This is a genomic window from Okeania sp. SIO2F4 (assembly GCF_010672385.1).
Taxonomy (GTDB): domain Bacteria; phylum Cyanobacteriota; class Cyanobacteriia; order Cyanobacteriales; family Microcoleaceae; genus Trichodesmium.
In genome coordinates this window covers 1-22849 of the sequence record NZ_JAAHGT010000046.1, presented here as the reverse complement: position 1 = coordinate 22849, position 22849 = coordinate 1, and the positions used below count along the sequence as shown (strand labels likewise).

Annotated in this window: 18 protein-coding genes and 1 pseudogene; 5 read left to right on the top strand and 14 right to left on the bottom strand. The window is 37.1% G+C overall.

What is annotated here, in order from left to right; all coding sequences use genetic code 11:
• Window positions 1–697: 697 nt before the first annotated feature.
• A complete protein-coding gene (locus F6K22_RS05290) occupies window positions 698–1111 on the bottom strand; it encodes a SufE family protein (RefSeq protein ID WP_293094196.1) in 414 nt (137 codons plus the stop codon).
• A gap of 605 nt (window positions 1112–1716) precedes the next feature.
• On the opposite strand from F6K22_RS05290, the gene typA reads away from it, so the two are divergent.
• The gene (typA, locus tag F6K22_RS05285) at window positions 1717–3507 is read left to right on the top strand and encodes a translational GTPase TypA (RefSeq protein WP_293094194.1); all 1791 of its coding nucleotides are present in this window, start codon (window positions 1717–1719) and stop codon (window positions 3505–3507) included.
• 230 nt (window positions 3508–3737) lie between these two features.
• On the opposite strand, the pseudogene F6K22_RS05280 reads toward typA, so the two are convergent.
• From F6K22_RS05280 to sppA, 3 genes and pseudogenes are all read right to left on the bottom strand, one after another.
• Window positions 3738–3831, bottom strand: a pseudogene (locus F6K22_RS05280) (transposase-like zinc-binding domain-containing protein); the annotation flags it as partial.
• A 113-nt stretch (window positions 3832–3944) separates the two neighbouring features.
• Window positions 3945–4322: a chorismate mutase gene (aroH, locus tag F6K22_RS05275; RefSeq protein ID WP_293094201.1), complete on the bottom strand. Its 378-nt coding sequence runs from the start codon at window positions 4320–4322 to the stop codon at window positions 3945–3947.
• Window positions 4323–4359: 37 nt separating this feature from the next.
• Window positions 4360–5178 carry a signal peptide peptidase SppA gene (gene sppA / locus F6K22_RS05270; protein ID WP_293094192.1) on the bottom strand — a complete coding sequence of 273 codons (819 nt, stop codon included), beginning with the start codon at window positions 5176–5178 and terminating at the stop codon, window positions 4360–4362.
• 332 nt (window positions 5179–5510) lie between these two features.
• Here sppA and F6K22_RS05265 point away from each other — a divergent pair, with 332 nt between their 5' ends.
• A complete protein-coding gene (locus tag F6K22_RS05265; RefSeq protein WP_293094190.1) occupies window positions 5511–6596 on the top strand; it encodes a DMT family transporter in 1086 nt (361 codons plus the stop codon).
• Between the two features lie 448 nt (window positions 6597–7044).
• On the opposite strand, the gene F6K22_RS05260 is transcribed toward F6K22_RS05265, so the two are convergent.
• The 5 genes from F6K22_RS05260 to F6K22_RS05240 all read right to left on the bottom strand — a co-directional run bounded on the left by F6K22_RS05260 (window position 7045) and on the right by F6K22_RS05240 (window position 11720).
• The gene (locus F6K22_RS05260) at window positions 7045–7686 is read right to left on the bottom strand and encodes a hypothetical protein (protein ID WP_293094188.1); all 642 of its coding nucleotides are present in this window, start codon (window positions 7684–7686) and stop codon (window positions 7045–7047) included.
• Entirely contained in the window at window positions 7679–9154 is a 1476-nt protein-coding gene (locus tag F6K22_RS05255; RefSeq protein ID WP_293094186.1) for an AAA family ATPase, read from the bottom strand. Before F6K22_RS05255 ends, F6K22_RS05260 begins: the two co-directional genes overlap by 8 nt.
• Before the next feature lie 221 nt (window positions 9155–9375).
• Window positions 9376–9561 (bottom strand): hypothetical protein, encoded by a 186-nt coding sequence (locus F6K22_RS05250; protein ID WP_293094184.1) that lies wholly within the window; start codon window positions 9559–9561, stop codon window positions 9376–9378.
• 184 nt (window positions 9562–9745) lie between these two features.
• The gene (gene tgt, locus F6K22_RS05245; RefSeq protein WP_293094182.1) at window positions 9746–10846 is read right to left on the bottom strand and encodes a tRNA guanosine(34) transglycosylase Tgt; all 1101 of its coding nucleotides are present in this window, start codon (window positions 10844–10846) and stop codon (window positions 9746–9748) included.
• 424 nt (window positions 10847–11270) lie between these two features.
• Window positions 11271–11720 (bottom strand): hypothetical protein, encoded by a 450-nt coding sequence (locus F6K22_RS05240; RefSeq protein ID WP_293094179.1) that lies wholly within the window; start codon window positions 11718–11720, stop codon window positions 11271–11273.
• Window positions 11721–12056: 336 nt separating this feature from the next.
• Between F6K22_RS05240 and cobS the strand changes: the two genes are divergently transcribed.
• Together cobS and F6K22_RS05230 are read left to right on the top strand one after the other, a co-directional pair.
• The gene (gene cobS, locus F6K22_RS05235) at window positions 12057–12833 is read left to right on the top strand and encodes an adenosylcobinamide-GDP ribazoletransferase (protein ID WP_293094198.1); all 777 of its coding nucleotides are present in this window, start codon (window positions 12057–12059) and stop codon (window positions 12831–12833) included.
• A 563-nt stretch (window positions 12834–13396) separates the two neighbouring features.
• Complete coding sequence (locus F6K22_RS05230; RefSeq protein WP_293094176.1) at window positions 13397–14164, top strand: PEP-CTERM sorting domain-containing protein; 768 nt, start codon at window positions 13397–13399, stop codon at window positions 14162–14164.
• Between the two features lie 508 nt (window positions 14165–14672).
• On the opposite strand, the gene F6K22_RS05225 is transcribed toward F6K22_RS05230, so the two are convergent.
• Window positions 14673–15899, bottom strand: a complete 1227-nt coding sequence (locus F6K22_RS05225) for an HhoA/HhoB/HtrA family serine endopeptidase (protein ID WP_293094173.1) — start codon at window positions 15897–15899, stop codon at window positions 14673–14675.
• Between the two features lie 220 nt (window positions 15900–16119).
• Here F6K22_RS05225 and F6K22_RS05220 point away from each other — a divergent pair, with 220 nt between their 5' ends.
• On the top strand, window positions 16120–16281 hold the full coding sequence (locus tag F6K22_RS05220) for a hypothetical protein (protein WP_293094170.1): 162 nt from the start codon (window positions 16120–16122) through the stop codon (window positions 16279–16281).
• A 56-nt stretch (window positions 16282–16337) separates the two neighbouring features.
• Here F6K22_RS05220 and F6K22_RS05215 read toward each other — a convergent pair whose 3' ends face one another.
• From F6K22_RS05215 to F6K22_RS05200, 4 genes are all read right to left on the bottom strand, one after another.
• On the bottom strand, window positions 16338–16718 hold the full coding sequence (locus F6K22_RS05215; protein WP_293094167.1) for a hypothetical protein: 381 nt from the start codon (window positions 16716–16718) through the stop codon (window positions 16338–16340).
• A 705-nt stretch (window positions 16719–17423) separates the two neighbouring features.
• Complete coding sequence (secA, locus tag F6K22_RS05210) at window positions 17424–20234, bottom strand: preprotein translocase subunit SecA (RefSeq protein WP_293094165.1); 2811 nt, start codon at window positions 20232–20234, stop codon at window positions 17424–17426.
• A gap of 1394 nt (window positions 20235–21628) precedes the next feature.
• A complete protein-coding gene (locus F6K22_RS05205) occupies window positions 21629–22174 on the bottom strand; it encodes a diheme cytochrome c (protein WP_293094163.1) in 546 nt (181 codons plus the stop codon).
• A 49-nt stretch (window positions 22175–22223) separates the two neighbouring features.
• Window positions 22224–22849 (bottom strand): MBL fold metallo-hydrolase (locus F6K22_RS05200; protein ID WP_293094160.1); only part of this gene is annotated, 626 nt, incomplete at its 5' end.

The following is a 22849-nucleotide window of genomic DNA, read 5'->3' as shown; positions in this document are numbered from 1 at the left end:
TAGTAGCGATAGTGGCAGCAGTAACGAACAAAGTATTTTTTACCATGACTTTAGATAGCACCTCATAAAATTTGCTTGATGTGCTTATATCTTATTTTGATGTTGTGGGAAATTGCAAGACAAAAAACAATTTTTTCTCACATCTTCATCAAATCTTCATCAAACTTCTATCAAATCTTCATCAAATCTTCATAAAAGTCTCCGAAAGAGCACTTATATTATAATATTGTTAAACTTTTATTATAATTTTGTTAACCTTTAGAGACTTCTAAAAAATCAAATATATGGCACTATGCAAATAGGGAGCATAAATTTATAAAGACTCAAACTCAGTCAGGGATTACTTCTGACTTCTAACTTCTTGCTTCTGTACGGGTGATTTCCTACGGAATGCTCCGTAAACGCAAATCAACCCTACTGACTTCTGACTTGCGGGTAGCGCCATACAAGCAAAGCCAGTAATTCGGGGTAAATTTCTCAAGATCCAACAAGTCCCACATCAAGCGGAATCTCATACCGTTTCACGGAAGTTAAAAGTCAACCCCCTCATCCCCCTAGGGGGAACTCAAAAGTCATGTATTAAATTTTATAGGCTTAAAACTTTGACACTACAGTAATTTTAGGAAATTATTTCACAACATCTTATATGTGAAACTATTTGTGACAGATTTCAAGTAAAATACTATAACTTTATAGGCTATTTTGAGTATGAATTAGCCTTAGTTTTCATAAGTTGAAAAATATTGTAAAAACCATTAGCACGGGAAGGAGTCAAGCTTGCTTTTAAGCCTGTTTCTTGAATAAAATCTGGAGTTATTTGAGCAATTTCTTGAGGTGTTAATCCATTCAAACCATCAATTAATAGAGCAACTAAACCTTTAACTAATTGAGCATCAGAATCTCCTTGATAACAAACTTTTCCATCATCTAAGTTAGCAGTAATATATACCTGAGATTGACAACCATAAACTTTATTTTCTGGTATCTTTTCAGCTTCGGGAAAATCAGGTAACTTTTTGGCATACCAAAGTAGTTGTTCATAGCGCAATTTATTAGAAGATGCCCGTTGAAATTTTTTAACAATACGTTCTAATGACGATGGTAAAGACATAGATAACAATCAAAAAAAGATAATTTGTCAACTAAAAACTTAATGATAACATACTTTAGATATGTAGCAAATAGAGAAAACTATTGTTGAAAATATTAAATAAATATTGAATAATAAATAGCATTTATTTTAGATAAAATATCTTTGTTGATGAATGCCGAAATTAATCTGACCTTTAGAACCAGAACTTATTACTCACATTCCGTAGGTCAAATTGTAATATTAAAAGTAGTATAAATATCGGTGACTTGCTAGGTATGTATATAGTATAAATTATCTTCATTAACCTTTCTCATGGGTTAAATTATCCGGAAAATATTCACCATAAATACTTAATTAGGGTTTGCTGAAAAAGTCTTTTGGTAAAGCTAGGAGTCAGGATAAATGGGAATTATAGAGGAGGTAGTCGCAAAAATTGCCCCTTGGTTTTTCTAAACTTGAGAGACCAAAATGCTAACTTTTTGGTCTCTCAAGCTCAAAAAGTTGCACTTTTTTCGCTTATTTAGGGCCTGAAATGAGGAAAAAACCCGATCGCCCATCTTTGTCCTCCATCAGCTACAATAGTTAAAGAAACTTAACAGTAATATCTGTAATATAAACTTCTTATGTCTCTTCCTATTCGCAACGTAGCCATCATCGCCCACGTTGACCATGGCAAAACTACCCTAGTTGACTCGCTGCTCAAACAATCTGGTATCTTCCGCGAAGGGGAAGAAGTTCCTGATTGTGTCATGGACTCCAACGACCTAGAACGGGAACGTGGAATTACAATCCTATCTAAAAATACCGCCGTCAAATATAGAGATACTCTGATAAATATCGTTGATACTCCTGGTCACGCTGACTTTGGTGGAGAAGTAGAACGAGTCCTCGGTATGGTGGACGGTTGTTTACTAATTGTGGATGCCAATGAAGGCCCAATGCCACAAACTCGCTTTGTCCTCAAAAAAGCTCTAGAAAAAGGTTTAAGGCCCATTGTTATCGTCAACAAAATCGACCGTCCCCGAGCTAACCCCCACACTGCTGTTGATAAAGTTCTCGACTTATTTATCGAACTGGGTGCAGATGATGACCAATGCGACTTTCCTTATCTATTTGCATCTGGTTTAGCAGGTTACGCAAAAAAAGACCTAGAAACAGAGTCAAAAGATATGCAGTGTTTATTCGATGCCATCTTAGACCATGTTCCCCCACCAGTGGGAGACCCTGAAAAACCTCTACAGTTACAAGTGACAACTCTCGACTATTCAGAATATTTGGGCAGAATAGTAGTAGGTCGTATCCACAACGGTGTGATTAAATCTGGGCAACAAGCTGCTATCGTGAAAGAAGATGGTACAGTTGTTAAATCAAAAATCTCAAAATTAATGGGATTTGAAGGTTTGGCACGCATTGATATTGAAGAAGCTGCTGCTGGTAATCTTGTGGCAGTTGCTGGTTTTAGTGATGCTAATATTGGTGAAACTATTACCTGTCCTAACGAACCTCAAGCACTACCTTTAATTAAAGTAGACGAACCTACTCTACAAATGACTTTCTCTGTAAATGACTCTCCATTTGCAGGCAAAGAAGGAAAATTTGTAACTTCTCGACAAGTGCGCGATCGCCTGATGCGAGAGTTAGAAACTAATGTTGCTTTACGAGTAGAAGAAACTGACTCTCCAGAGAAATTCTCTGTTTCTGGTCGTGGGGAATTGCATTTAGGTATTTTGATTGAAACCATGCGTCGAGAAGGTTATGAGTTTCAGGTGGCTCAACCTCAAGTTATTTACCGGGAAGTCAGCGGTCAACCATGCGAACCATTTGAACTTTTAGTAATGGATGTTCCTGAAGATGCGGTCGGTGGTTGCATCGAAAGAATAGGTCAGCGCAAAGGTGAAATGCAGAATATGCAGGTTGGTACAAATGGTCGGACTCAGTTAGATTTTTCTATTCCTGCTCGTGGTTTGATAGGTTTCCGGGGTGAATTTATGCGTCTTACCCGTGGGGAAGGTATTATGAACCACAGTTTCTTAGATTATCGTCCGTTAGTTGGTGAAATTGAAGCTCGACGCAATGGGGTAATTATTGTATTTGAAGAAGGTGTGGCAACTTTTTATGCTTTGAAAAATGCTGAAGACCGTGGAGTATTTTTTATTACCCCTGGTACAAAAGTTTATAAAGGTATGATTGTCGGAGAGCATAACCGCCCTCAAGATTTGGATTTGAATGTTTGCAAAAGTAAGCAGTTGACTAACCATCGATCTGCAACTGGGGATGAATTGGTACAGTTGCAAGCGCCTGTAGATATGAGTTTAGAGCGGGCGTTGGAATATATCGGACCAGATGAATTGGTGGAAATTACGCCGGAGTCAGTTCGGTTGCGGAAGATGAGTAAGAAATTGGTGAAACGTTAAACCAGTCATCAGTATCAGCAAAATTTGTAGGGTGCGTTAGACGGCTTAAATTTAGACTGTGAAAGGTATTTAGGAATCCGTCGTAACGCACCATTGAATATGTGTCGCTACTGCAACTTTGAGTCAATTCGCTTGGGTAAAATGAGTAAGAAATTGGTAAAACAGTAAATACAGTAAATACAGTTATCAGTTATCAGCATCCTGGTTGAGTTTGAGGATGAGATACTTGCTTGACGGCCACAATTGACACAAATGTGGTTTTGCTTCCCACGTCTTTTACCATTAGATCCGAATATGTTTGGACTGGCATTCTGGACATTTCATACTTTCTTCCCTCTATATTCCCTCTTTCGACAACTATCATTCATCCCACAAATATGCAACGCCAAATGTCGCGATCGCTCTCTCTGAAAGTTACAGAAGAGAGCTACTTTTTGCTATCTAGCTATCCAGTCAGGTCTCAGATTTTTCGCCCCTCGCAAATAGGTGTGCACAATTTTTTGGGCGTGAGTTTCCGACATATTCACATGAATCAAGAATCTGATACAACGTTCTAAACTACCCTCAACGTGCATTTGCTGCACATCTAATAAAGGTACATTATTCCAGTGAGGACGTTGGCGGGCGATCGCTGCTGGAAAAATAGCATCTAAGTCGCGAGTCACAGAGAAAGTTGTACTAATAATTTGCTCTGGATTTATCTGATTATAGGTTTCTAGTTCATCTAGCAGTTCTGTCACTGCCTCTCGAATTGCCTCTATTGAATTTTCTGAGACTGTAGTTGCTCCACGAATTGCTTGAACTCGCCACCCCACGCCAAAATCCTCCCGATCGACAGTTTTGTACTTAAATTTAAGGTTGATACAGCCACAAAGGTAAACCACTGGTAGAGACTTCAAATTCTACCCAGCTTTGAGCAGCCGATAATTTTGATGATACCTGATTATTGCCCAAAACTCGATTTAATAAAGATTTTGGTTTTTCTAAAGTACAACTCTCGGTCTTATCTGGGTCTAGGTCCACTAGCTTACAAGCCCATTTTCTCGCATCTTCCTCAGTACCTAAACGATCTACCACACCTAGCTCTAATGCTTGTTGTCCAGTAAAGATACGACCATCTGCAAAACTTCTCACAGTTTCTACAGCTAAATTTCGTGCTTCGGCTACCGTTTGGACAAACTGCTGATAACTAATATCTATTAAATCTTGAAGAATTTGCTTTTCTGGATCGGTCATTTCTCGATCAAAGGCTAATATATCCTTATACGGCCCAGATTTTACTACTTTAAAGGAAACTCCTACTCTTTCCAAAAGACGTTCTATATTGTTGCCTCGCAAAATTACCCCAATACTACCAGTAATCGTCCCAGGATTGGACATAATATTTTGGGCACCCATGCCAATATAAACACCACCGGAGGCTGAAATATTGCCGAAGCTAGCGACAATTTTGACTTTCTCTTGCAACCTTTTCAGAGCACTGTAGATTTCTTGAGAGTCAGCTACAGTACCTCCAGGACTATCTATCCTAAGTAACAGAGCGGGAAATTTTCTTTCTTCTACTGTTTTGAGTGCTTCTAATACTCGTTTCCGGGTGTCGCTGGCAATGACACCATTAATTTCTATTCGGGCAATTTGTTTACGATATCGGGGCTTAAATGGCCAAATCATGCTGTTTCTATTTCAGTTATCAGTTATCAGTTAACAGTTATCAGTACCAAGCGCTGAAACCAGAGGGTTGAAATACTGAATTTGATTTTTTTATCACTTTAAAAGGGGTGAGACCTCATTTCTTGGTCAAAATATAAAAGTAATAGACTTTTTAGCACTTAACATATTAAAGTCAGATTGTCAACTAAAATAATATTGATGAATATTTTGACATTTTACTATATTTTACTTTATGATTTACCAAATTTATAATGATACACATTTTTGTCAAAAAATGTTACAATGTGTAAAAAAAATTTAACTAATTTAGTATAGTACCAATCTATAAATTTATGCAGCTAAAACTGACTAACTCAAAACTCCCCTTTGCACCACTGTTACTTATTGCTCCCTTTTTCTTCTGGGGAACTGCAATGGTAGCAATGAAAGGTGTTATTCCTCAGACAACACCATTTTTTATCGCAGCAATGCGTATATTGCCAGCAGGTATATTATTGTTACTGGTAGGAATGATTCAGGGAAGACCTCAACCACAACGTAAATTAGCTTGGTTGTGGATTTTATTATTTGCCTTAGTAGATGGTGCTTTGTTTCAGGGGTTTTTGGCTCAAGGGTTAGTCAGAACAGGTGCAGGTTTGGGGTCGGTGATGATTGACTCCCAACCTCTAGCAGTAGCTATTTTATCATTGTGGCTATTTCAAGAGAGAATTAGATTTTGGGGTTGGCTAGGATTAGGTATTGGTGTTATTGGTATTAGTTTAATTGGTTTACCTGATGAATGGATCGGGAGTTTGCTGCATCCAGAAACAATAGAAGTATCTCTGGGAATAGATGCACTGTTTCAAAGTGGAGAATGGTTAATGTTATTAGCATCTCTGTCTATGGCAGTCGGAACAGTATTAGTGCGTTGGGTTTGCAAATATAATGACCCAGTTATGGCAACTGGTTGGCATTTAATTTTAGGTGGTGTTCCATTACTTGCTCTTTCCGCAGGGTTTGAGTCTCAACAGTGGATTAATATCGATCAATATGGTTGGATAGCTATGGGTTATGCAGCTATTTTCGGCAGCGCGATCGCCTATGGTTTATTCTTTTATTTTGCTTCTTCTGGAAATCTTACGAGTTTAAGTGCTTTAACTTTTCTAACTCCGATTTTTGCTTTGTTGTTTGGCAATTTCTTTTTAGGGGAAGTTTTGAGTTCCCTACAGTCAGTAGGAGTAGGTTTAACTTTAGTTAGTATTTATCTGATTAATCAACGGGATGTATTAGCTCAGAAGCTGAAATTTAGCAGTTCAAAACAAGAAACTGTTTCCAATACCACTACAGGCAAATTATTGAAACAGTCTCAACAGCAACCAGTTGAAGTGAAGGTGCAAGTTGGAGTTAAAATATCAGATTCAATAATGGATAATGGATAATTGATAATTACCTCTCCCTAAAACGGATTGGATTGAATAAAAGGAAAAAATTTATTTCTCGAGGGGAGATTGGATATGGCTAGGTTTCCTCAGCATCCCATCCTAACGGACTGCGAGCAATTCATGTCGCGAAGCGAAACGACCGCTGTCTTGGTCGATTGGATATGGCTAGGTTTCCTCAGCATCCCTCGACCGCTTTTTCCCCTTGAAAGGGGAGACTTTAAAGGGTGAATTATTGAATTATTGAATTATTGAATTATTAATTCTTCGGTAATTTAGAAACAGTCCAGTAGGGTGCGAAGCATGAAATGTAACGTACCGCTCCTCCCAAATCTTTAGAAAAGTAAATCTTCCATTTTTATAGTAATACTTCCTCGATCATCCATACCTCTAAAAAATTTGACTTTGATTTTGTCGTTATCGCTAAGTCTAAGTATAGTTGAGGAGGTTAATAAATCTCTTTTTCCTTTGAAAATATCGTAAAAAATTTGTTCATTTTCAATATCATATTCTTTAATTTCATTTCTATTAAAAAAACTCCTGCTTTAAAATCAATATGAATAGAAGCATGACTGTAACTTCTATTCTCATTGCCATGGTTATTTAATGTCAACAACATATACATTCTGTTCATCGTATCCCAAAACTTTTCTTGTATTTCCTCTAAGGAACTACTAAGTATTTTTCCTGACTTTGTTTTCCTAGATTGGAGAGATGATTTAAGCTCAATAAGAATAATATTTAATCTATAAGTATCACTCTCTAAATATTTCTGCAAAACCAACAATGCTACCTCTGTAGTCTTGCCACTTGTTGAGATTCCAGGAATTTGTTTCTCTAGATTTACTCTCCAAATTTTTTCTACCTTTGATTTTTGATCTACATAACTTAACTCTGTTATCTTGACCAGCTTCAAACTAGGAGTTTTTTCTCTTTCCTCTCTTATTTCTATAAACTCATTATCTACTAACAATATCTCTTCAACTAATTTCTCTTTTGCTAAAGCACTATGAAATTCATTTCTAAGTAAAAAAGCGTCTTTGAAATTCTCCTCATTAATAATCAAAAACTTATTTCTTTTCTTACTCATCTTCAGTTTCTTTGAGATAGATATAGTCAGTTAATACTTTCCTAGTTTTATCGAGAGAATCTATTATTTCTCGAAAGTTTCTAAAATAAACTCCATATTCATCAGCTTCATAGTCAATTATTCTGCTACCCTCGAAAAAGTAAACCCCAATATCATCTTTTGAGAGAGAGTTGTCATTGTAGATATATTTGAGGTTATTTTCCGCGACTATTTTATCGACAAAATCACTGCTATATTCATTTTTCAGCACATCAAGATAGATGTAATTATTAACAGCATTAGCAAGCAGCGGACTATGAGTTGTAATTAATACTTTATTATTTTTATGGGCAAACTGAATTAATAGATCGACTAATTTAACTTGGTTTTCCGGATGTAGATTTTCTTCTGGTTCGTCGATAATGAGGAAATTATTCTTTTCAGCAGCCCAATATTTGAAATATAGGTAAAGCAAAGTTAATTGATTTACGGAGGAAGAAGTTAAGTACATAGGTAAATCTTGCTCTTCTTTTCCAAACCTAAAATAAAATTCTATTGGAGATATTCCCTCTAAACTTTTGAAGACTATATTGCCTCCCATTATTTCTATGAGTTGCTCTATTAGATTTTGATAATATGGAACTATTTCTGCATTTTGATTCAGAGAATAAAGTTTTTCAAATACATAATTCATCGGTTCAGTGTAATATTTTTTTAAAATATTAAGAGATTGGATAACGTCCGCACTTATTTGCTTCCTCTTAGTTCTCAAATTTTCCTCAACTAAGTCAACAAGTTTTTTTGCACCTTCTTCACGTCTTTTTCTATCTATATCATATATATACTTATAAAAAGTTGGATAAAATTGACGGCTTGCAGGTAAAAAGAATGTTTGATTCTCATCGTTTAGCAACATATTCATTATTTGCCCAAGGAACATTCTCTTGACATTTGGATTTATATTTTCCTCCAAAAACTTTTGAGGAACCGAATCAAACAAATCTTCAGGTAAAGTTTTTTGTTCAATAGTTATTGATAAAGAGTTTTTGGGCTTATTCATAACCAAATAATTTACGTCTTTATAATCTCCAGCACTAAAATTAAAATTTTGTTGATATTCACGTTTTTTGAATTCCTCTAACCCATTTAATTCAAATGATATATCTATGTCAGAAGCAAAAGATGTAGATTGAATATTAAATATATTATTGACTTCTTTTTTGAGAAATATCTGATACTCTGACAAAATATTATTAACCAAATCCTCAGAAACATTAATCTCATTCTGAATGTCAAATGTAAATTTTTCTAGTGAAACAGAACGAGAAAATTTATTGATTATATCTTGATTAAAAACTGCCCATAATAGTTGAGATAAATAAGTTTTTCCACTATTATTATGACCAACAAAAACGTAAAACTTTTTAGACAAATCAATAGTCTGAGTATTGTTTCTAATCGGACCGAAATTTTTAACCAGTAACTTCATTTAATCTTTATTCCTAAAATCCTAAAAATAGAGGAAATTTATCCAATAATTTTAACAGTATAAGCATCTAAAACAATAGACCTCTTGTAAAAGTTTTAATTAAATCAATTTAGAGATATAGAATCAACAACTTCATCCCCCCTATTCCCTATTCCCTATTCCCTATTCCCGGACTTCTGCAAGAAGTCTAATATTCATCATGCATTATTCTAATCATCAATTTATTTTTGTTTTATAAGGGCAAATTCATAACTACTCGTTGCAATATGAGAATACTTTCCTCGTAATGAACGCACCATAAAATCCTGATTTTTTTGTTTTTGCCTATCCCGCAAAATCTCAAATAAAATAGATCGTTCTTCTTGAGATAAAATTTCGAGTGAATTGATAATATCTTGCAAATTCATAATTGATAACTTGTAAATTCATAATTGATAATTCAGGTATTAAACCAATTTGAAAAAACAATGCTATACTAAGGTGAAACTTAAATCATATTGTTGGGTTTCGTTCCTCAACCCAACCTACGCTCTAAATTTTAGCAGCAAATACGCACCCTACAAAAATTTCTTCCTTTTTCCTTCTTCTTTTTCACAACCAACTAGCAAACTCAGTGGTAAAGCGATCGCCTAAAATAGCATCCCGAATACGTTGAGTAAAACGAATCAATTCTGTAACATTATGCAGAGACAAAAGAGTAAAACCCAAAGCTTCCTTTGCTCTAACCAAATGAGCAAGATAAGCGCGACTAAAATTTTGACAACAATAACAAGGACAAGACTCATCTAGTGGCCTAAAATCTTCTCTAAACTTAGCATTCTTCAAATTCCATCGCTCACCCTTAACCAATGCTGCTCCATGTCGCCCCAAACGAGTCGGAATTACACAGTCAAATAAATCTATACCCGAAGCGATCGCGCGCACCATTTCCCTATGAGTACCAACCCCCATCAAATAACGAGGTTTATCCTCCGGTAATAAAGGAGTTGTCACTTTCACAATATCATCTATTAACTCACCAGGTTCTCCCACACTTACTCCACCAATAGCATAACCAGGCAAATCCAAATCTACCAACTGCCTCGCAGCTCTAGAACGCAGATCCCCATAAACACCACCTTGAACAATACCAAACAAAGCTTGATCCTGACGTTGATGAGCCTCCATACAACGCTGCAACCATCGATAAGTACGATTTGTTGCCAACTCAACCTCTTCCCGACTCGCTGGGTAAGGGGGACACTCATCAAAAGCCATAATCACGTCCGCTCCCAATTCATTCTGAATTTGGATGGAACGTTCTGGAGTCAAATCAATCATACTACCATCACGAGGAGAGCGAAACTTAACACCTGCTTCGCTAATAGTTCGGATGTCTCCCAAGCTAAATACCTGGAAACCTCCAGAGTCAGTTAATATTGGCCCATTCCAAGCCATAAATTTATGTAACCCACCAGCACCAGCGACAATACTTTCTCCCGGTTGCAAATGAAGATGATAAGTATTTGCCAATATCATCTGCGCACCCGCTGCCTCTAACTGAGCAGGTGTGAGAGTTTTCACATTGGCCAAAGTCCCCACAGGCATAAACCTAGGTGTATCTATATTGCCATGAGGAGTCGAAAAAACACCAGCACGAGCTTTTGTATAGCTACAAAGAGCCTGAGAATTAAAGGAAAAGCTTTGGGACATGGGATAGTATAGCGCTACGCGCAAGTCATAGGTCAGAAATCAGAAGTCATAAGTCACAAGTCAGAAGTTATCCCTAACTCAGTTTGAGCATTTATCAATGTCAGTGCCCTATTTGCGTATTGCTGTGATACGATTTTACAGAAGTCAAAACTGCCGATACTCCACGTCGCTGACACAAAGAAAGAAGGGAATACTCCATAAGATAGTCATGCATTCATGCATTAAGATTTTATAGACTCAAAACTTTGACTCGTTCACTAATTCCAGGGAATTATTTCACATTTAAAGTTTGAAACTATTTGTGACATCTTTAAAGTAAATTGATATAACTTTTGACGATTCAAACATTTTACCTGTTTTCTCTAGAATTACAAAAGTTTATATTTTCTGTGTCTATCCCCTATTTTTTCTTTTTCCTTTCAACTTAAAATGGACAATCATCATCATCCACCTGAACATCCCAATTAGATGACAAAACTTGATCCATCACTGCATCAAAAGCGGCAGCATTAATATTTCTGCTAGTTTCTTCTTGCATGGGATTTGACAGGGGGATTAGTCTTAAGTGTCGTCCTTCGTTAACTAAATCAAAATATGTTTCTTCACATGAGGACTTCCCAAGTTCTAGGTAGTCAAAACTAAATACATTCAAATATATTGAGTGATTGGCTACTAAGGTTGACCTTTGATGATCCGCAAATACTTCTAGTATATATCCTTCTCCTTGGCTTTGAATTTGGCCATCTTGAGTATGGATATAGCGGACTCTGCCTAAATCTATCAACAGTCTTTGCATATCACGTTTGTTGACAAGAATACCATTGTCAATTATGCAAGGTGCTGATACCCTGTGGTTAGAATTATTGGAACTCATATAGCAAAAGCCTCTGATTTGGTAGACAGTTATCAGAACAATTTTTTTTTGTTCTTAGTTACGAGATAGTGCTGTTTCTATTCCAATTCTGGCACAGTTTCTCTGAATATGAACCAATAATATCTCCTTTAGCACCATTCTTTAATTTTTGGAGCGATTATTAAATTTAATTTTAAAACTCTTCAAAAGATTATATACCATATAAAATTTATTTTGTCAACTCATATCGTGTTTGGATAATTAGTTATAAATAAAATATTCTGGTAGAGACGTTTCATGGAACGTCCCTACTGTTTATCCTATTTCTCAAAAAAAAAGTTTTGGTGGTAAATATTGATACAACTAATTAGGAAAATTCTGGCAAAGCTCAGTGCTGGAATTGCTTTTTACACTTGTATACCAATTCCCCATGATTGGAATTTAGATTTTCACGGTATTGCTCGTTTTGCTCCATTGATCGGATTGATAATTGGAGTTATTCAGGGTTTAGTAGATATAGGGTTACAGTCTTTAGGGATGCCTGTACTTACTAGATCGACTGTAGTGATTATATCTGGAATTGCTTTAACTGGTGGTTTACACTTGGATGGAGTGATGGATACTGCTGATGGGTTAGCAGTACCAGACCAAAAACGAAGACTGGAAGTTATGGCAGATAGTGCTACAGGAGCTTTTGGTGCAATGGCAGCGATCGCTCTACTATTACTAAAAATTACAGCTTTAACAGATTTAGATAGCGATCGCTTCTTAATATTAATGGGAGTAGCAGGTTGGGGAAGATGGGGTCAGTTAGTAGCGATCGCTCGTTATCCCTATCTCAAACCTACTGGAAAAGGAGCATTTCACAAAAAGGCAAAATATTCTATTTGGGATTTTTTACTAGGGGTACTTTTATTGCTGAGTCTGAGTGGAATTCTGATTTTATTAGATCCTCAAAATTGGTTAGTAGCTTCTGGAATGGCAATAGGAGGAATAGCGATCGCTCTACTGACAGGTGCTTGGTTTAACCATTGTTTGGGCGGTCATACTGGCGATACTTACGGCGCTGTGGTTGAATGGACGGAAGCATTATTATTGTGTGTTTTGGTTACTATCGAATCCGATCTAACTTAGTTTTGATACCAAATTTTAAGCATTATACTAGATATTCTTAAATAAAATATTAACTCTTTATAAAGGAGAGGATTGACTAATCATGAAAATTTTTTCTTCTCAAGGGGAGATTGGATATGGCGCCGGTAACCCATCCATCCCATCCTAGGTCATGCTCCGCAAACGACCGCTTGTTTCTCCTAATTAGGAGAGGCTTTAAACCTTAATTATTCGGTAATATCATTTGCTTTTCTGTTGTGCCTAGTGCAAAAGATCGGGAGTTTCTGCCATTACCAAAATCACTATTTTTTCTATACTATTTTGTGGGTCCAATCAGAATTATTGCTCACAAGGATGAATTTTCAAAGCTAAAAAAGTTTATACAAAGAAATGAACATTTTGAATAGGTAAATGAACATTTTGAACAGGTAAATGAACGGATAGGTGAGCAGAAAAGTGAGCGATCGGGCTGGGATTTTTGTGTAATTCTAATGATAGATGGGATGCCAAACTAACTTATACCAATTTTATGTGAGTGAGGTTTCCCAAAATAATTAAATTACATTTAAGGAACAAAGTCAAAGATGAAAAATTCTGCCTTAAAAACACTAACAAGTGCTTCGATATTATCAATAGCTGTTGCTGGAATTAGTCTTCCTGCTTGGAGTTTTCAACTTAATATTCAACCTCCAGACGAATTAAATCTTGATGGAATGGATATTTTGGAGGGTCAATTCAATTTGGAAAGTGCGACTGGGTATTCATTTAATAATCCCAATGGTGTTCAATTTATCAATCAACCTGTAGTACATGACGCGACTATTGGGGATACTTCTGTTCATGTTCTCTTCGATGATGTACCAGATGACATTGAGGTACTTAAGCTAAGTGGTTTTTTCAATGCCACTAACCCTGATAAACCAAACGCTCACTTCAACATAATTGTTGCTGGTATCCAACCAGACGGTCCTGGGGAATTCACTTATTATTTGCCAACCATGACTAATATGGCAAGTAACTTGATTATTGATGTCGCAGCTACTAAAGCTTTAGAAGACAACAAAAATTACTTTGTTGATAATGGTGATTTTGACTGGATGCCTGAAGTTATCACTAACGCTCCCGATCCATCTGGTGAAGGAGTTACAGTAGGTGAGTGGTTTATAGGTTTAGGAAATGAACGGATAGCAGGTAGCACTATGGGTGAAGATCCGTTTATTGTTAACGGTATTGTATGGGATCAACCTCATGGAACCCAAACCACTATACCTGAACCTAGTTCCACTGTTGGTTTATTAGCTTTAACTACTTTAGGTTTGGGTTCAGCATTGAAACGCAAAATCAAAAAGTAGAAACCAACTAACAATAGCACTATTAATGTCTAGTTTCTTATGAGTCTAAACTTCAATAGTGAATCCAATCAATTCAATTACCAAACATTTCATCTCAAAAATCAGATCAATCCCTCAGTCAATTGACTAGAGGGGCTTTTTTTATCAAATAAACAGAGTTATAGTCTAGTAGTAGCGTGTCTAGACTAAAATTGTGGGTAAAAAAAACCTAACCCCCCGACCCCCTTAAGTGCTAGCGTTGGGGGGGAATATTCTCCCCTCTCCTTGTAGGAGAGGGGTCGGGGAAGAAGTCTTCCAAGGTGCTCAAAGTTACCCACATTTTTAAGCTAGACACGCTACTACATTTATAGCGCTACGCATTAAGGTGTTTGACATTTATAAATCCTCAAATCTTTTGATAGTCTGCTGTTCCCAGTTAAGTGTTCCCTATTCCCGATTCAAGTAGTGCTATACTATCTTTCCTGAAAAGTAACTCAATGATAATTAAGAAATTAATCAATAATTTTGATTAACTAGCATCTTGTAATTCTCCTGGACTCACAGAAAATGTTTGAGTTTCTGAACCACGTCTTACCGTAATTTGTAGAGGTTTACCAATTTGACTTTCCTGAACTATATTCTGTAATTCTTCAGCAGTGGTAATTTTCTGACCATCAATTTCTGTAATCACATCCCCACGTCGTAAACCGCTTTTAGCTGCTGGACTACTAGGAATTACCTGTGCTATTAAAACACCTCCAGTGTTAGGTAGTTGTATTAAGGAATTAGGATTTTTATTAAATCTTTCAATGATTTCTGGAGTCAAAGTAATCATCCGTACTCCAATGTAAGGACGAGGTATAGTCTCACCTTTAGCTAACTTTTCTTGAATTACTTTTGCTTCATCTATAGGTATAGCAAACCCAATACCTTGCCCATCAGCACGAATAGCTGTATTGATACCAATCACTTCTCCCTGGGAATTTAACAATGGACCTCCAGAGTTACCAGGGTTAATGGCAGCATCAGTTTGAATAAAATCAAGGCGTTTATCAGGAATACCAACTTCGGAACTGGCGCGATTGAGGGAACTAACAATACCCAAAGTGACTGTATTATCTAATCCCAGGGGGTTACCAACAGCGATCGCCCAATCCCCGACTTTCACCTGCTCAGAATTTCCTAAAGGTGCAACAGGTAAATTTTCTCCATCAATTTTGATTACTGCTAGATCGGAAGGTTCATCAAGACCTCTAACTTCTCCTTCAAAACTACGCCCATCTTTTAGCTTTACTGTAACTGTATCTGCACCTTTAACAACATGAGCATTAGTCAAAATAGTACCACTACTATCAGTAATAAAACCGGAACCTTGTCCGCGTTGTTGATACTCTTTAGGAAACTGAGGAAAACTGTCTTCTCCAAAAAAGCGACGGAAGAATGGATCGTTAAAAAAATTAGGTAGATTACGTTCTACTGTACGTTCTGTATCTATGCGCACTACAGCAGGTCCTATTTTCTCAACTGCAGTAGCTACAAAACTATCAGCGTTCAAGGGGACTTTTGCTATTCTAGGGGTGTTCGTATTTACTAATACCTGAGACTCATTTTGAGTAATTTGCTTATTATCTGTAGGTAGAAATACTCTAGGAAAAGTGCGTATGGCGGTTAAAGTTAAACCTGTACTTAGGGCTATAGCGACTAAATAACCACCTATTTGAGGTGTAACTGAGTTTTTTTGATCTGAAATTTTCATGGTATTTTCCTATATTAAGTTAATAAGTAAAGTTCAGGAGTGTTTTTTATAATTATAGACATCAAGCGAAAGTATCTTAAATTCCTAATTTCTCTACTCCCTAGTTTCAGGAATAGTTAATAATGAGGTACTGATAACTGATAACTGAAGTCAGCGGTACACTCCCAAAAAGAAAAAAACAACTCCCCGCCGTAATTGGGGGAGTTGCTTTTTGGATAAAATGACTAAGGGTTATAAGGCCAAACCAAAGGGTAGGGAAGGGGTTTCTGGACAACTGAACTTAGACCTAGAGGTGTACCAGGTAGACCCGTTGGGAAGTTGGTTTGGCTCAAAGGCTGCTCATACATTTATTACAGCAAATGGGGCGGCGATGATGGGTTAACTACAGGGTGAGTCTAATGATGCTAATATTATTAGCAAGTGGGGGATGCTTTTATATTACAACACTTTCACATCTATACCGTAATCCGTACCAAAACCCAATTTATCATCATAAGGATTCACTATAACATCATCTTTCATGTCCAAATTTTTCGCACAATCTAACAAAACATCTACTACTTTACTCATTTCTTTCACTTCTACCTTCCCTTCCCATTCTATTTCAAATCCATCCAAATTCAAAAAGTCCTTAATTTTATAATTCTCCTTATCTAAATTTAATTCAACACAATTTTTATATTTCCTTTGGGAGGCAGCATAGGCTGGAGCTGCCACACCCAGACTCACCCACAACAACAACATAACCATAACACAGCTTAGAAACTTTTTCATTTCTTTTTCTCCAAATTGATTACACCACCCATAATCTACCATCATCTACCTTTAGTAATATTTTTTCTTAATATTAGCTATACAATTTCAGAAAACATGCATAGAGCCAGAAAACAGACTCAAATAGAGATGGGTAAAGGCTTTTACGTCAAAAAGGTATAAATCCTGTTGGGAGCACGGGTTCTAGCCATTTTCAGGGCATCGACGTCATTCCCTTGTCTAGAGTAGCTTTGAGGCATTTTTTTGACCAGAAAATGTTTAAGTACCACTACTGGCGATCAATTAGTAATAGGTGATGTATCGCTGACAACAATCATAACCTAACCATTTCCTGCAAAGTTTGAATATCCTCCTCAAACTCCTCAATACCCCATGGATGCAAATACCCCGTTCGGAAATTTCCCGCTGAAACTCTAACAAATTAATTCCAGCCAAACAAGGAGCTTTACCAATACTATAGCAATAGCCAGGGCGATTAGGACATAGAATAGAGGAAGTATACAGCCTAGTGCGGAATGTAGATTTTGTAGGGTGCGTTAGGCGCTAGCCGTAACGCACCACTGACTATTAACTAAAAAATTATCTTAAGAAATTGATTACTAGCTAATCTGTGGAGTGGGTTACACTTGCGTAAAAAAGGTGCGTTACGCTTCGCTAACACACCCTACTGGACTAGGCATAATATTCCCCCCCTTCCCTCATCCCCCCTTTCAAAGGGCGGATAGGAAGGGGGTTGGGGGGTTAGGTTGTTCACACCGTCTCCGCTGCAGTAGTCTGCACCGCAGGTTGCGGTTGGAATTGGAACATCGAATAAACCACATTCCGACGAATATCCGTCATCATATCCAAGAACAACTCATAACCCTCGCTCTTATACTCAATCAACGGATCTTTCTGACCATAACCCCGCAAACCAACTGACTCCCGCAACGCATCCATCTGCTGCAAATGCTCCCGCCACAAAGTATCAATTTGCTGCAAAATAAAGAAACGTTCCGCATCTCGCATCAAACCACCACGAATCTGATTTACCTGCGCTTCCTTAATATCATAAGCATTCCTCACCTGCTCGTGCATAAAAGTCTTAATGTCATCCATCGACAGATCGAACAACTGCTCCGGCGTCAAATCTGCCAACAAATACACAAACTGCTTCACCTTATCTACCAACTTATCCAACTCCCACTCTTCTGAAGGTAACTCAGGATTAATATACGCCTCCACAATATCATCCATAGTTTGCTCCGCATACTTAATCACCTGTTCCTTCAAATCCCTACCTTCTAATACCCGTCGGCGTTCCGCATAAATCGCCCGACGTTGATTATTCATCACCTCGTCGTACTCAAACACCTGCTTCCGCATATCATAATAATATGTTTCCACCTTCTTCTGGGCACCTTCCAACGAACGAGTCAACAACCCAGACTCAATTGGCATATCTTCCTCAACCCCAAACGCCTGCATCATTCCAGCAACACGATCGCCACCAAAAATCCGCAATAAGTTATCTTCCAAACTCAAGAAAAATCTAGTCGATCCAGGGTCTCCTTGTCTCCCCGCTCTTCCCCGCAACTGATTATCAATGCGCCGTGACTCGTGGCGCTCGGTACCAATAACGTGTAACCCACCAGACCCTATTACTGCATCGTGTTCCTTATCTGTGTAAGTTTCGTATTCTTTGCGAATTAAGTTGTAAACTTCCCGCAACTTTTGAATAACTGCATCTTGAGTCGGAGCTTTTTCCGCAGCGATCGCCACCTTATCTTCCACCACCAATTCTGGCAGCGCTCTCTCCCCCCATTCTTTCACTGCAAAATCTACTGCTGATTTCAACATTCCCTCCGTTTGTGGTGACAACTTAACAGGGAATATTTGAGGCGAAACCTTCCAAGTTTTCACCTTTTTCTGGGGACCAAAACCTTTTGCTGAATTAGACTTCTTCGCTCCTGGTATCCGCACCATACCCATAGCATCATCATCTTCTGGTTTCACAACTCTTGGCATCAGATATTCCCGTAGTTTCAACCTTGCCATGTACTCAGCATTTCCACCCAAAATAATATCTGTACCTCGACCTGCCATATTCGTGGCAATTGTCACCGCACCGCCACGACCTGCTTGTGCCACAATTTCTGATTCGCGCTCTACATTTTCTGGTTTAGCGTTCAGCAGTTGGTGAGGAACTTTCAGTTGACCTAATAGGTTAGATAGTAACTCTGATTTTTCTACACTGGTTGTACCTACTAACACCGGGCGACCCTCTTGGTGCATTTCTGCACATTCTTGAGCGATCGACTTCCATTTTCCTGCTTCTGTTTTATAAACCACATCTGATAAATCTTTTCTACCAGTTGGTCTATTAGTAGGTACGATAGTTACTTGTAAATTATAAATCTTTTCAAATTCTGTTTCTTCTGTTTTTGCCGTTCCCGTCATTCCCGATAATTTCGGATAAAGCAAGAAGAAATTCTGATAAGTAATAGTTGCCAGTGTTTGAGTTTCTGGTTGAATATCCACCCTTTCCTTTGCCTCGATCGCCTGATGCAAACCATCACTCCAACGTCGCCCTGGCATTACCCTACCAGTAAATTCATCAACAATAACTACTTCCTCATCACGAACAATATAGTTAACATCTTTGATAAATAATTCTTTAGCTTTCAAAGCATTAAACACAAAATGCGCCCAAGGATCTTCAGGGTTATATAAATCTTGTACTCCCAATAATTGTTCTGCTTCTGCAAAACCCTCGTCACTCAATAAAACATTTCTGGCTTTTTCATCTACTTCATAATGTTCCTTTTCTTTACTTAAAGCTGCTGCAATTTGTGCTGCTTTAATATATTTTTCACTGGGTCTTTCTACCTGACCAGAAATAATTAAAGGAGTTCGTGCCTCATCTACCAATACTGAGTCAACTTCGTCAATAGTGCAAAAATTAAATGGACGTTGTACTACTTCATCCATGCTAGTTGCCATATTATCACGCAAGTAGTCAAATCCAACTTCGCTGTTAGTAGCATAAGTAATATCACAGGCATAATTTCTTTTCCGTTCTTCTGGGTTCATACCCTGTTGAATTAACCCTACGCTTAAACCCAGAAACCGATGCACTTGTCCCATCCATTCCGCATCCCGTCTCGCTAGGTAGTCATTAACAGTAATAACATGAACACCTTTACCTGTTAGACCATTTAAGTATGCTGGTAGAGTAGAAACCAGAGTTTTACCCTCCCCAGTTTTCATTTCTGCTATTTGGCCTTGATGTAAAATGATGCCCCCCAATAGTTGGACATCAAAGTGTCGCATACCTAGCACTCGTTTTCCTGCTTCTCGAACAACTGCAAAAGCTTCTGGTAGAATTTCTTCTAATATTTCTTTTTCTTCATCCTTGGTTTTTGCTTTTTCAAGAGCTTGTCTAAATTCTCCTGTTTTTGCCCTCAGCTCTTCATCTGAAAGCTTTTGAATATCTTCCTCAAGAATATTAATATCTGTCACCCAAGGTTGAAATTTCTTGAGTTTGCGTGCGTTGGGGTCTCCCAGAAGTTTTTTGAACATAGTTGTTATCCAAGTTAAATTTCAATTATTAACTGTCAAAATAGCTGTTTCTAATACCATTTTTTATTGATTTTGTCAATATACCTCTGATCTGAGTTTAGTCAGTTTAGAACTATTTAGTTGTTAAAAAATGGGTATCAATTATTTTATCAAAAATTGACAGGTCTAAAACCTGGGGCGATCGAGGGTAGGTGTTACGATCAGAAAACTTAGGGGTATGGTTCGGAATAAAAACTTTTTCCACTCAGTCTGTCTGATAGTAGTTAGTGGACTTTCAAAAACTTCTGTGGAGATGGTTCTGCAGGACTTGAGAGCAATGAATGTTAGTCCAGATAGTAAGAGCAATTTAAAAAAATAAGAAACAGAATAAGATAAGAGTAATTGAAAGAATTTATTAGTGATGTTTGTTTGAGTAGAAAGATAAATTTACCAACATAAATACTTAAACGCTGACTATTTATTCAGTTGCCCAGGGGTAAGTTTTTTATTATTTTTCAACCTATCTTCCTACTTCCATTACTTTTAAATTCTGAATTCTCAATTCTTTTGACTGTAGAGACTTTATACCTTAATTTTTCGGTAAAAATTTTGAATATTTATACTTATTAATCCGATCAAACTTAAAGGCAAAAGTTTCCATAATTTAGATATGTTTGCCCAGGGGTGGTTTTTTTATTTTTTTCAACCTATCTTCCTACTTCCATTACTTTTAACTTCTTAATTCTCAATTCTCAATTCTCAATTCTCAATTCTTTTGATTTGAATCTTTATACTTATTAATCCGATTAAACTTAAAGGCAAAAATTTCCATCCTTTAGATAGGGGTTGCTGATTAAATCTGAAAGTATTTACAGATAAAGTTTTGAGCAATTTTAAATCCTGAAAAAGTGCGAGCTTTTCGGTTGAACCGAGTTGAAAAAGTGAGAATTTTGGAGTAACGCGAGGCAGAAAAATTACTCTTGCTATTATGAACGACCACCTTCTTTATAACTCCCATTTCTCCTGATTCTTAACTACTCCCTACTCCCTACTCCCTAATCCCTGCCTCAACAAAAAGACTTTTTCAGCAAACCCTAGATACCTTTGCCCAGGAGTGGTTTTTTTATTGTTTTTCAACCTATCTTCCTACTTCTATTACTTTTAACTTCTCAATTCTGAATTCTAAATTCTTTTGACTGTAGAGACTTTATACGTTAAATTTTCCAGTAAAACTTTTGAATATTTATACTTATTAATCCGATCAAACTTAAAGGCAAAAGTTTCCATAATTGAGATACGTTTGCCCAGGGGTGGTTTTTTTATTGTTTTTCAACCTATTTTTCTACTTCCATTACTTTTAACTTTTAACTTTTAAATTATAACTTCTGACTTCTGACTTCTGACTTCTGACTTCATCAATCTGGCCATTCTGAATTGAGAGTCCGAAAGTCAAAATTTTTAACCTTGGGATGACAAGAAATACAACCCTTGATATTTAATTGTTGAGGAAGTTCGACTTTTGGATGAAGTGCCTTAAAATAACGAGAACTAGCAATTCTGTAAGGTATCCTCTCATCTTGCTGAGATTTGCGACGAGAAGAAACTTGTAGATAGTTCCAAATAAGTTGACGGGGTGGATCTATAAGAGTAGGGAGTTGTACACCGTAATGTTGAGAATCTCGGAGAATTATTTGCCAACTTTCTGTAGGGAGGACTTGAGGTGGTACTGCAACATGACAACTAGCACAATTCTCTAAGTACAATGATAGTCCTAACCGATAACGTTGGGGAACCACATCAACATTGCTAATTAATTCAGAATCAATTTGTGAAATAGTCGTTGCAGTAGAAATTTTTGCCATAACCCAACCACAACTCGTACTCCACAAAAATATCAGTAGTAACAGCAAAAAAAGAGATGGTCTTTGTCTACGCCTATTTCTGAGATTAGCTCTTGACATGAATATAATCTCTGTGCTATAGTTCTTTCGATATTTTTAACCAGACTAACTAAACAATAGGAATTGTCATACCTTCTTTTGCTACTAACCCATTAGGAAATATTGATTGGAGAGAGACCTGAACTTCATCCAATAAATCATCATTATGACCAGGATCGTGTTGAAACATTGCTATTTGTTTCACTCCTGCCTTTTTTGCTATTTCTACCCCTACCTCCCAAGTAGAATGTCCCCAACCGATTTTCGGAGATTTGACATCGTGGTATTCTTCATTTGTGTAGGTAGCATCATAGATTAGTAAATCAGCCTTACGAGCTAGATGAAGTACATTTTCATCAAAGCGGTCTTCATAATGTTCTGTATCTGGACAATAAACTACAGTTTTACCCTCCCAAGAAACTCGATATCCAACGGCAAAATTTGGGTGATTTAGAGGAGCTGTTTCAATCTCAATATCATCAACCTTAATCACATCTCCATTTCTAAAGTCATAAAACTTTATCTCCGAACCCATTACCTGTAAAGGAATAGGAAAGTTAGGATTTACCATTTGATCGGATAAAGCTTCCTTAATTGTAGTACCATCAGGTGCTATTGCCCCATATATGTGAAATTTATTAATTGGTACAAATGCAGGCACAAAAAATGGGAAACCTTGAATATGGTCCCAGTGAG

What these genes read in the sequence shown, in the direction of transcription:
- secA (WP_293094165.1), bottom strand. Translation starts at nt 20,234, where the DNA reads ATGTTCAAAAAACTTCTGGGAGACCCCAACGCACGCAAACTCAAGAAA.
- sppA (WP_293094192.1), bottom strand. Translation starts at nt 5,178, where the DNA reads ATGATTTGGCCATTTAAGCCCCGATATCGTAAACAAATTGCCCGAATA.
- F6K22_RS05205 (WP_293094163.1), bottom strand. Translation starts at nt 22,174, where the DNA reads ATGTCAAGAGCTAATCTCAGAAATAGGCGTAGACAAAGACCATCTCTT.
- F6K22_RS05230 (WP_293094176.1), top strand. Translation starts at nt 13,397, where the DNA reads ATGAAAAATTCTGCCTTAAAAACACTAACAAGTGCTTCGATATTATCA.
- F6K22_RS05250 (WP_293094184.1), bottom strand. Translation starts at nt 9,561, where the DNA reads ATGAATTTGCAAGATATTATCAATTCACTCGAAATTTTATCTCAAGAA.
- F6K22_RS05290 (WP_293094196.1), bottom strand. Translation starts at nt 1,111, where the DNA reads ATGTCTTTACCATCGTCATTAGAACGTATTGTTAAAAAATTTCAACGG.
- F6K22_RS05215 (WP_293094167.1), bottom strand. Translation starts at nt 16,718, where the DNA reads ATGATGGTAGATTATGGGTGGTGTAATCAATTTGGAGAAAAAGAAATG.
- F6K22_RS05260 (WP_293094188.1), bottom strand. Translation starts at nt 7,686, where the DNA reads ATGAGTAAGAAAAGAAATAAGTTTTTGATTATTAATGAGGAGAATTTC.
- F6K22_RS05220 (WP_293094170.1), top strand. Translation starts at nt 16,120, where the DNA reads ATGACTAAGGGTTATAAGGCCAAACCAAAGGGTAGGGAAGGGGTTTCT.
- F6K22_RS05240 (WP_293094179.1), bottom strand. Translation starts at nt 11,720, where the DNA reads ATGAGTTCCAATAATTCTAACCACAGGGTATCAGCACCTTGCATAATT.
- typA (WP_293094194.1), top strand. Translation starts at nt 1,717, where the DNA reads ATGTCTCTTCCTATTCGCAACGTAGCCATCATCGCCCACGTTGACCAT.
- F6K22_RS05255 (WP_293094186.1), bottom strand. Translation starts at nt 9,154, where the DNA reads ATGAAGTTACTGGTTAAAAATTTCGGTCCGATTAGAAACAATACTCAG.
- tgt (WP_293094182.1), bottom strand. Translation starts at nt 10,846, where the DNA reads ATGTCCCAAAGCTTTTCCTTTAATTCTCAGGCTCTTTGTAGCTATACA.
- F6K22_RS05225 (WP_293094173.1), bottom strand. Translation starts at nt 15,899, where the DNA reads ATGAAAATTTCAGATCAAAAAAACTCAGTTACACCTCAAATAGGTGGT.
- F6K22_RS05265 (WP_293094190.1), top strand. Translation starts at nt 5,511, where the DNA reads ATGCAGCTAAAACTGACTAACTCAAAACTCCCCTTTGCACCACTGTTA.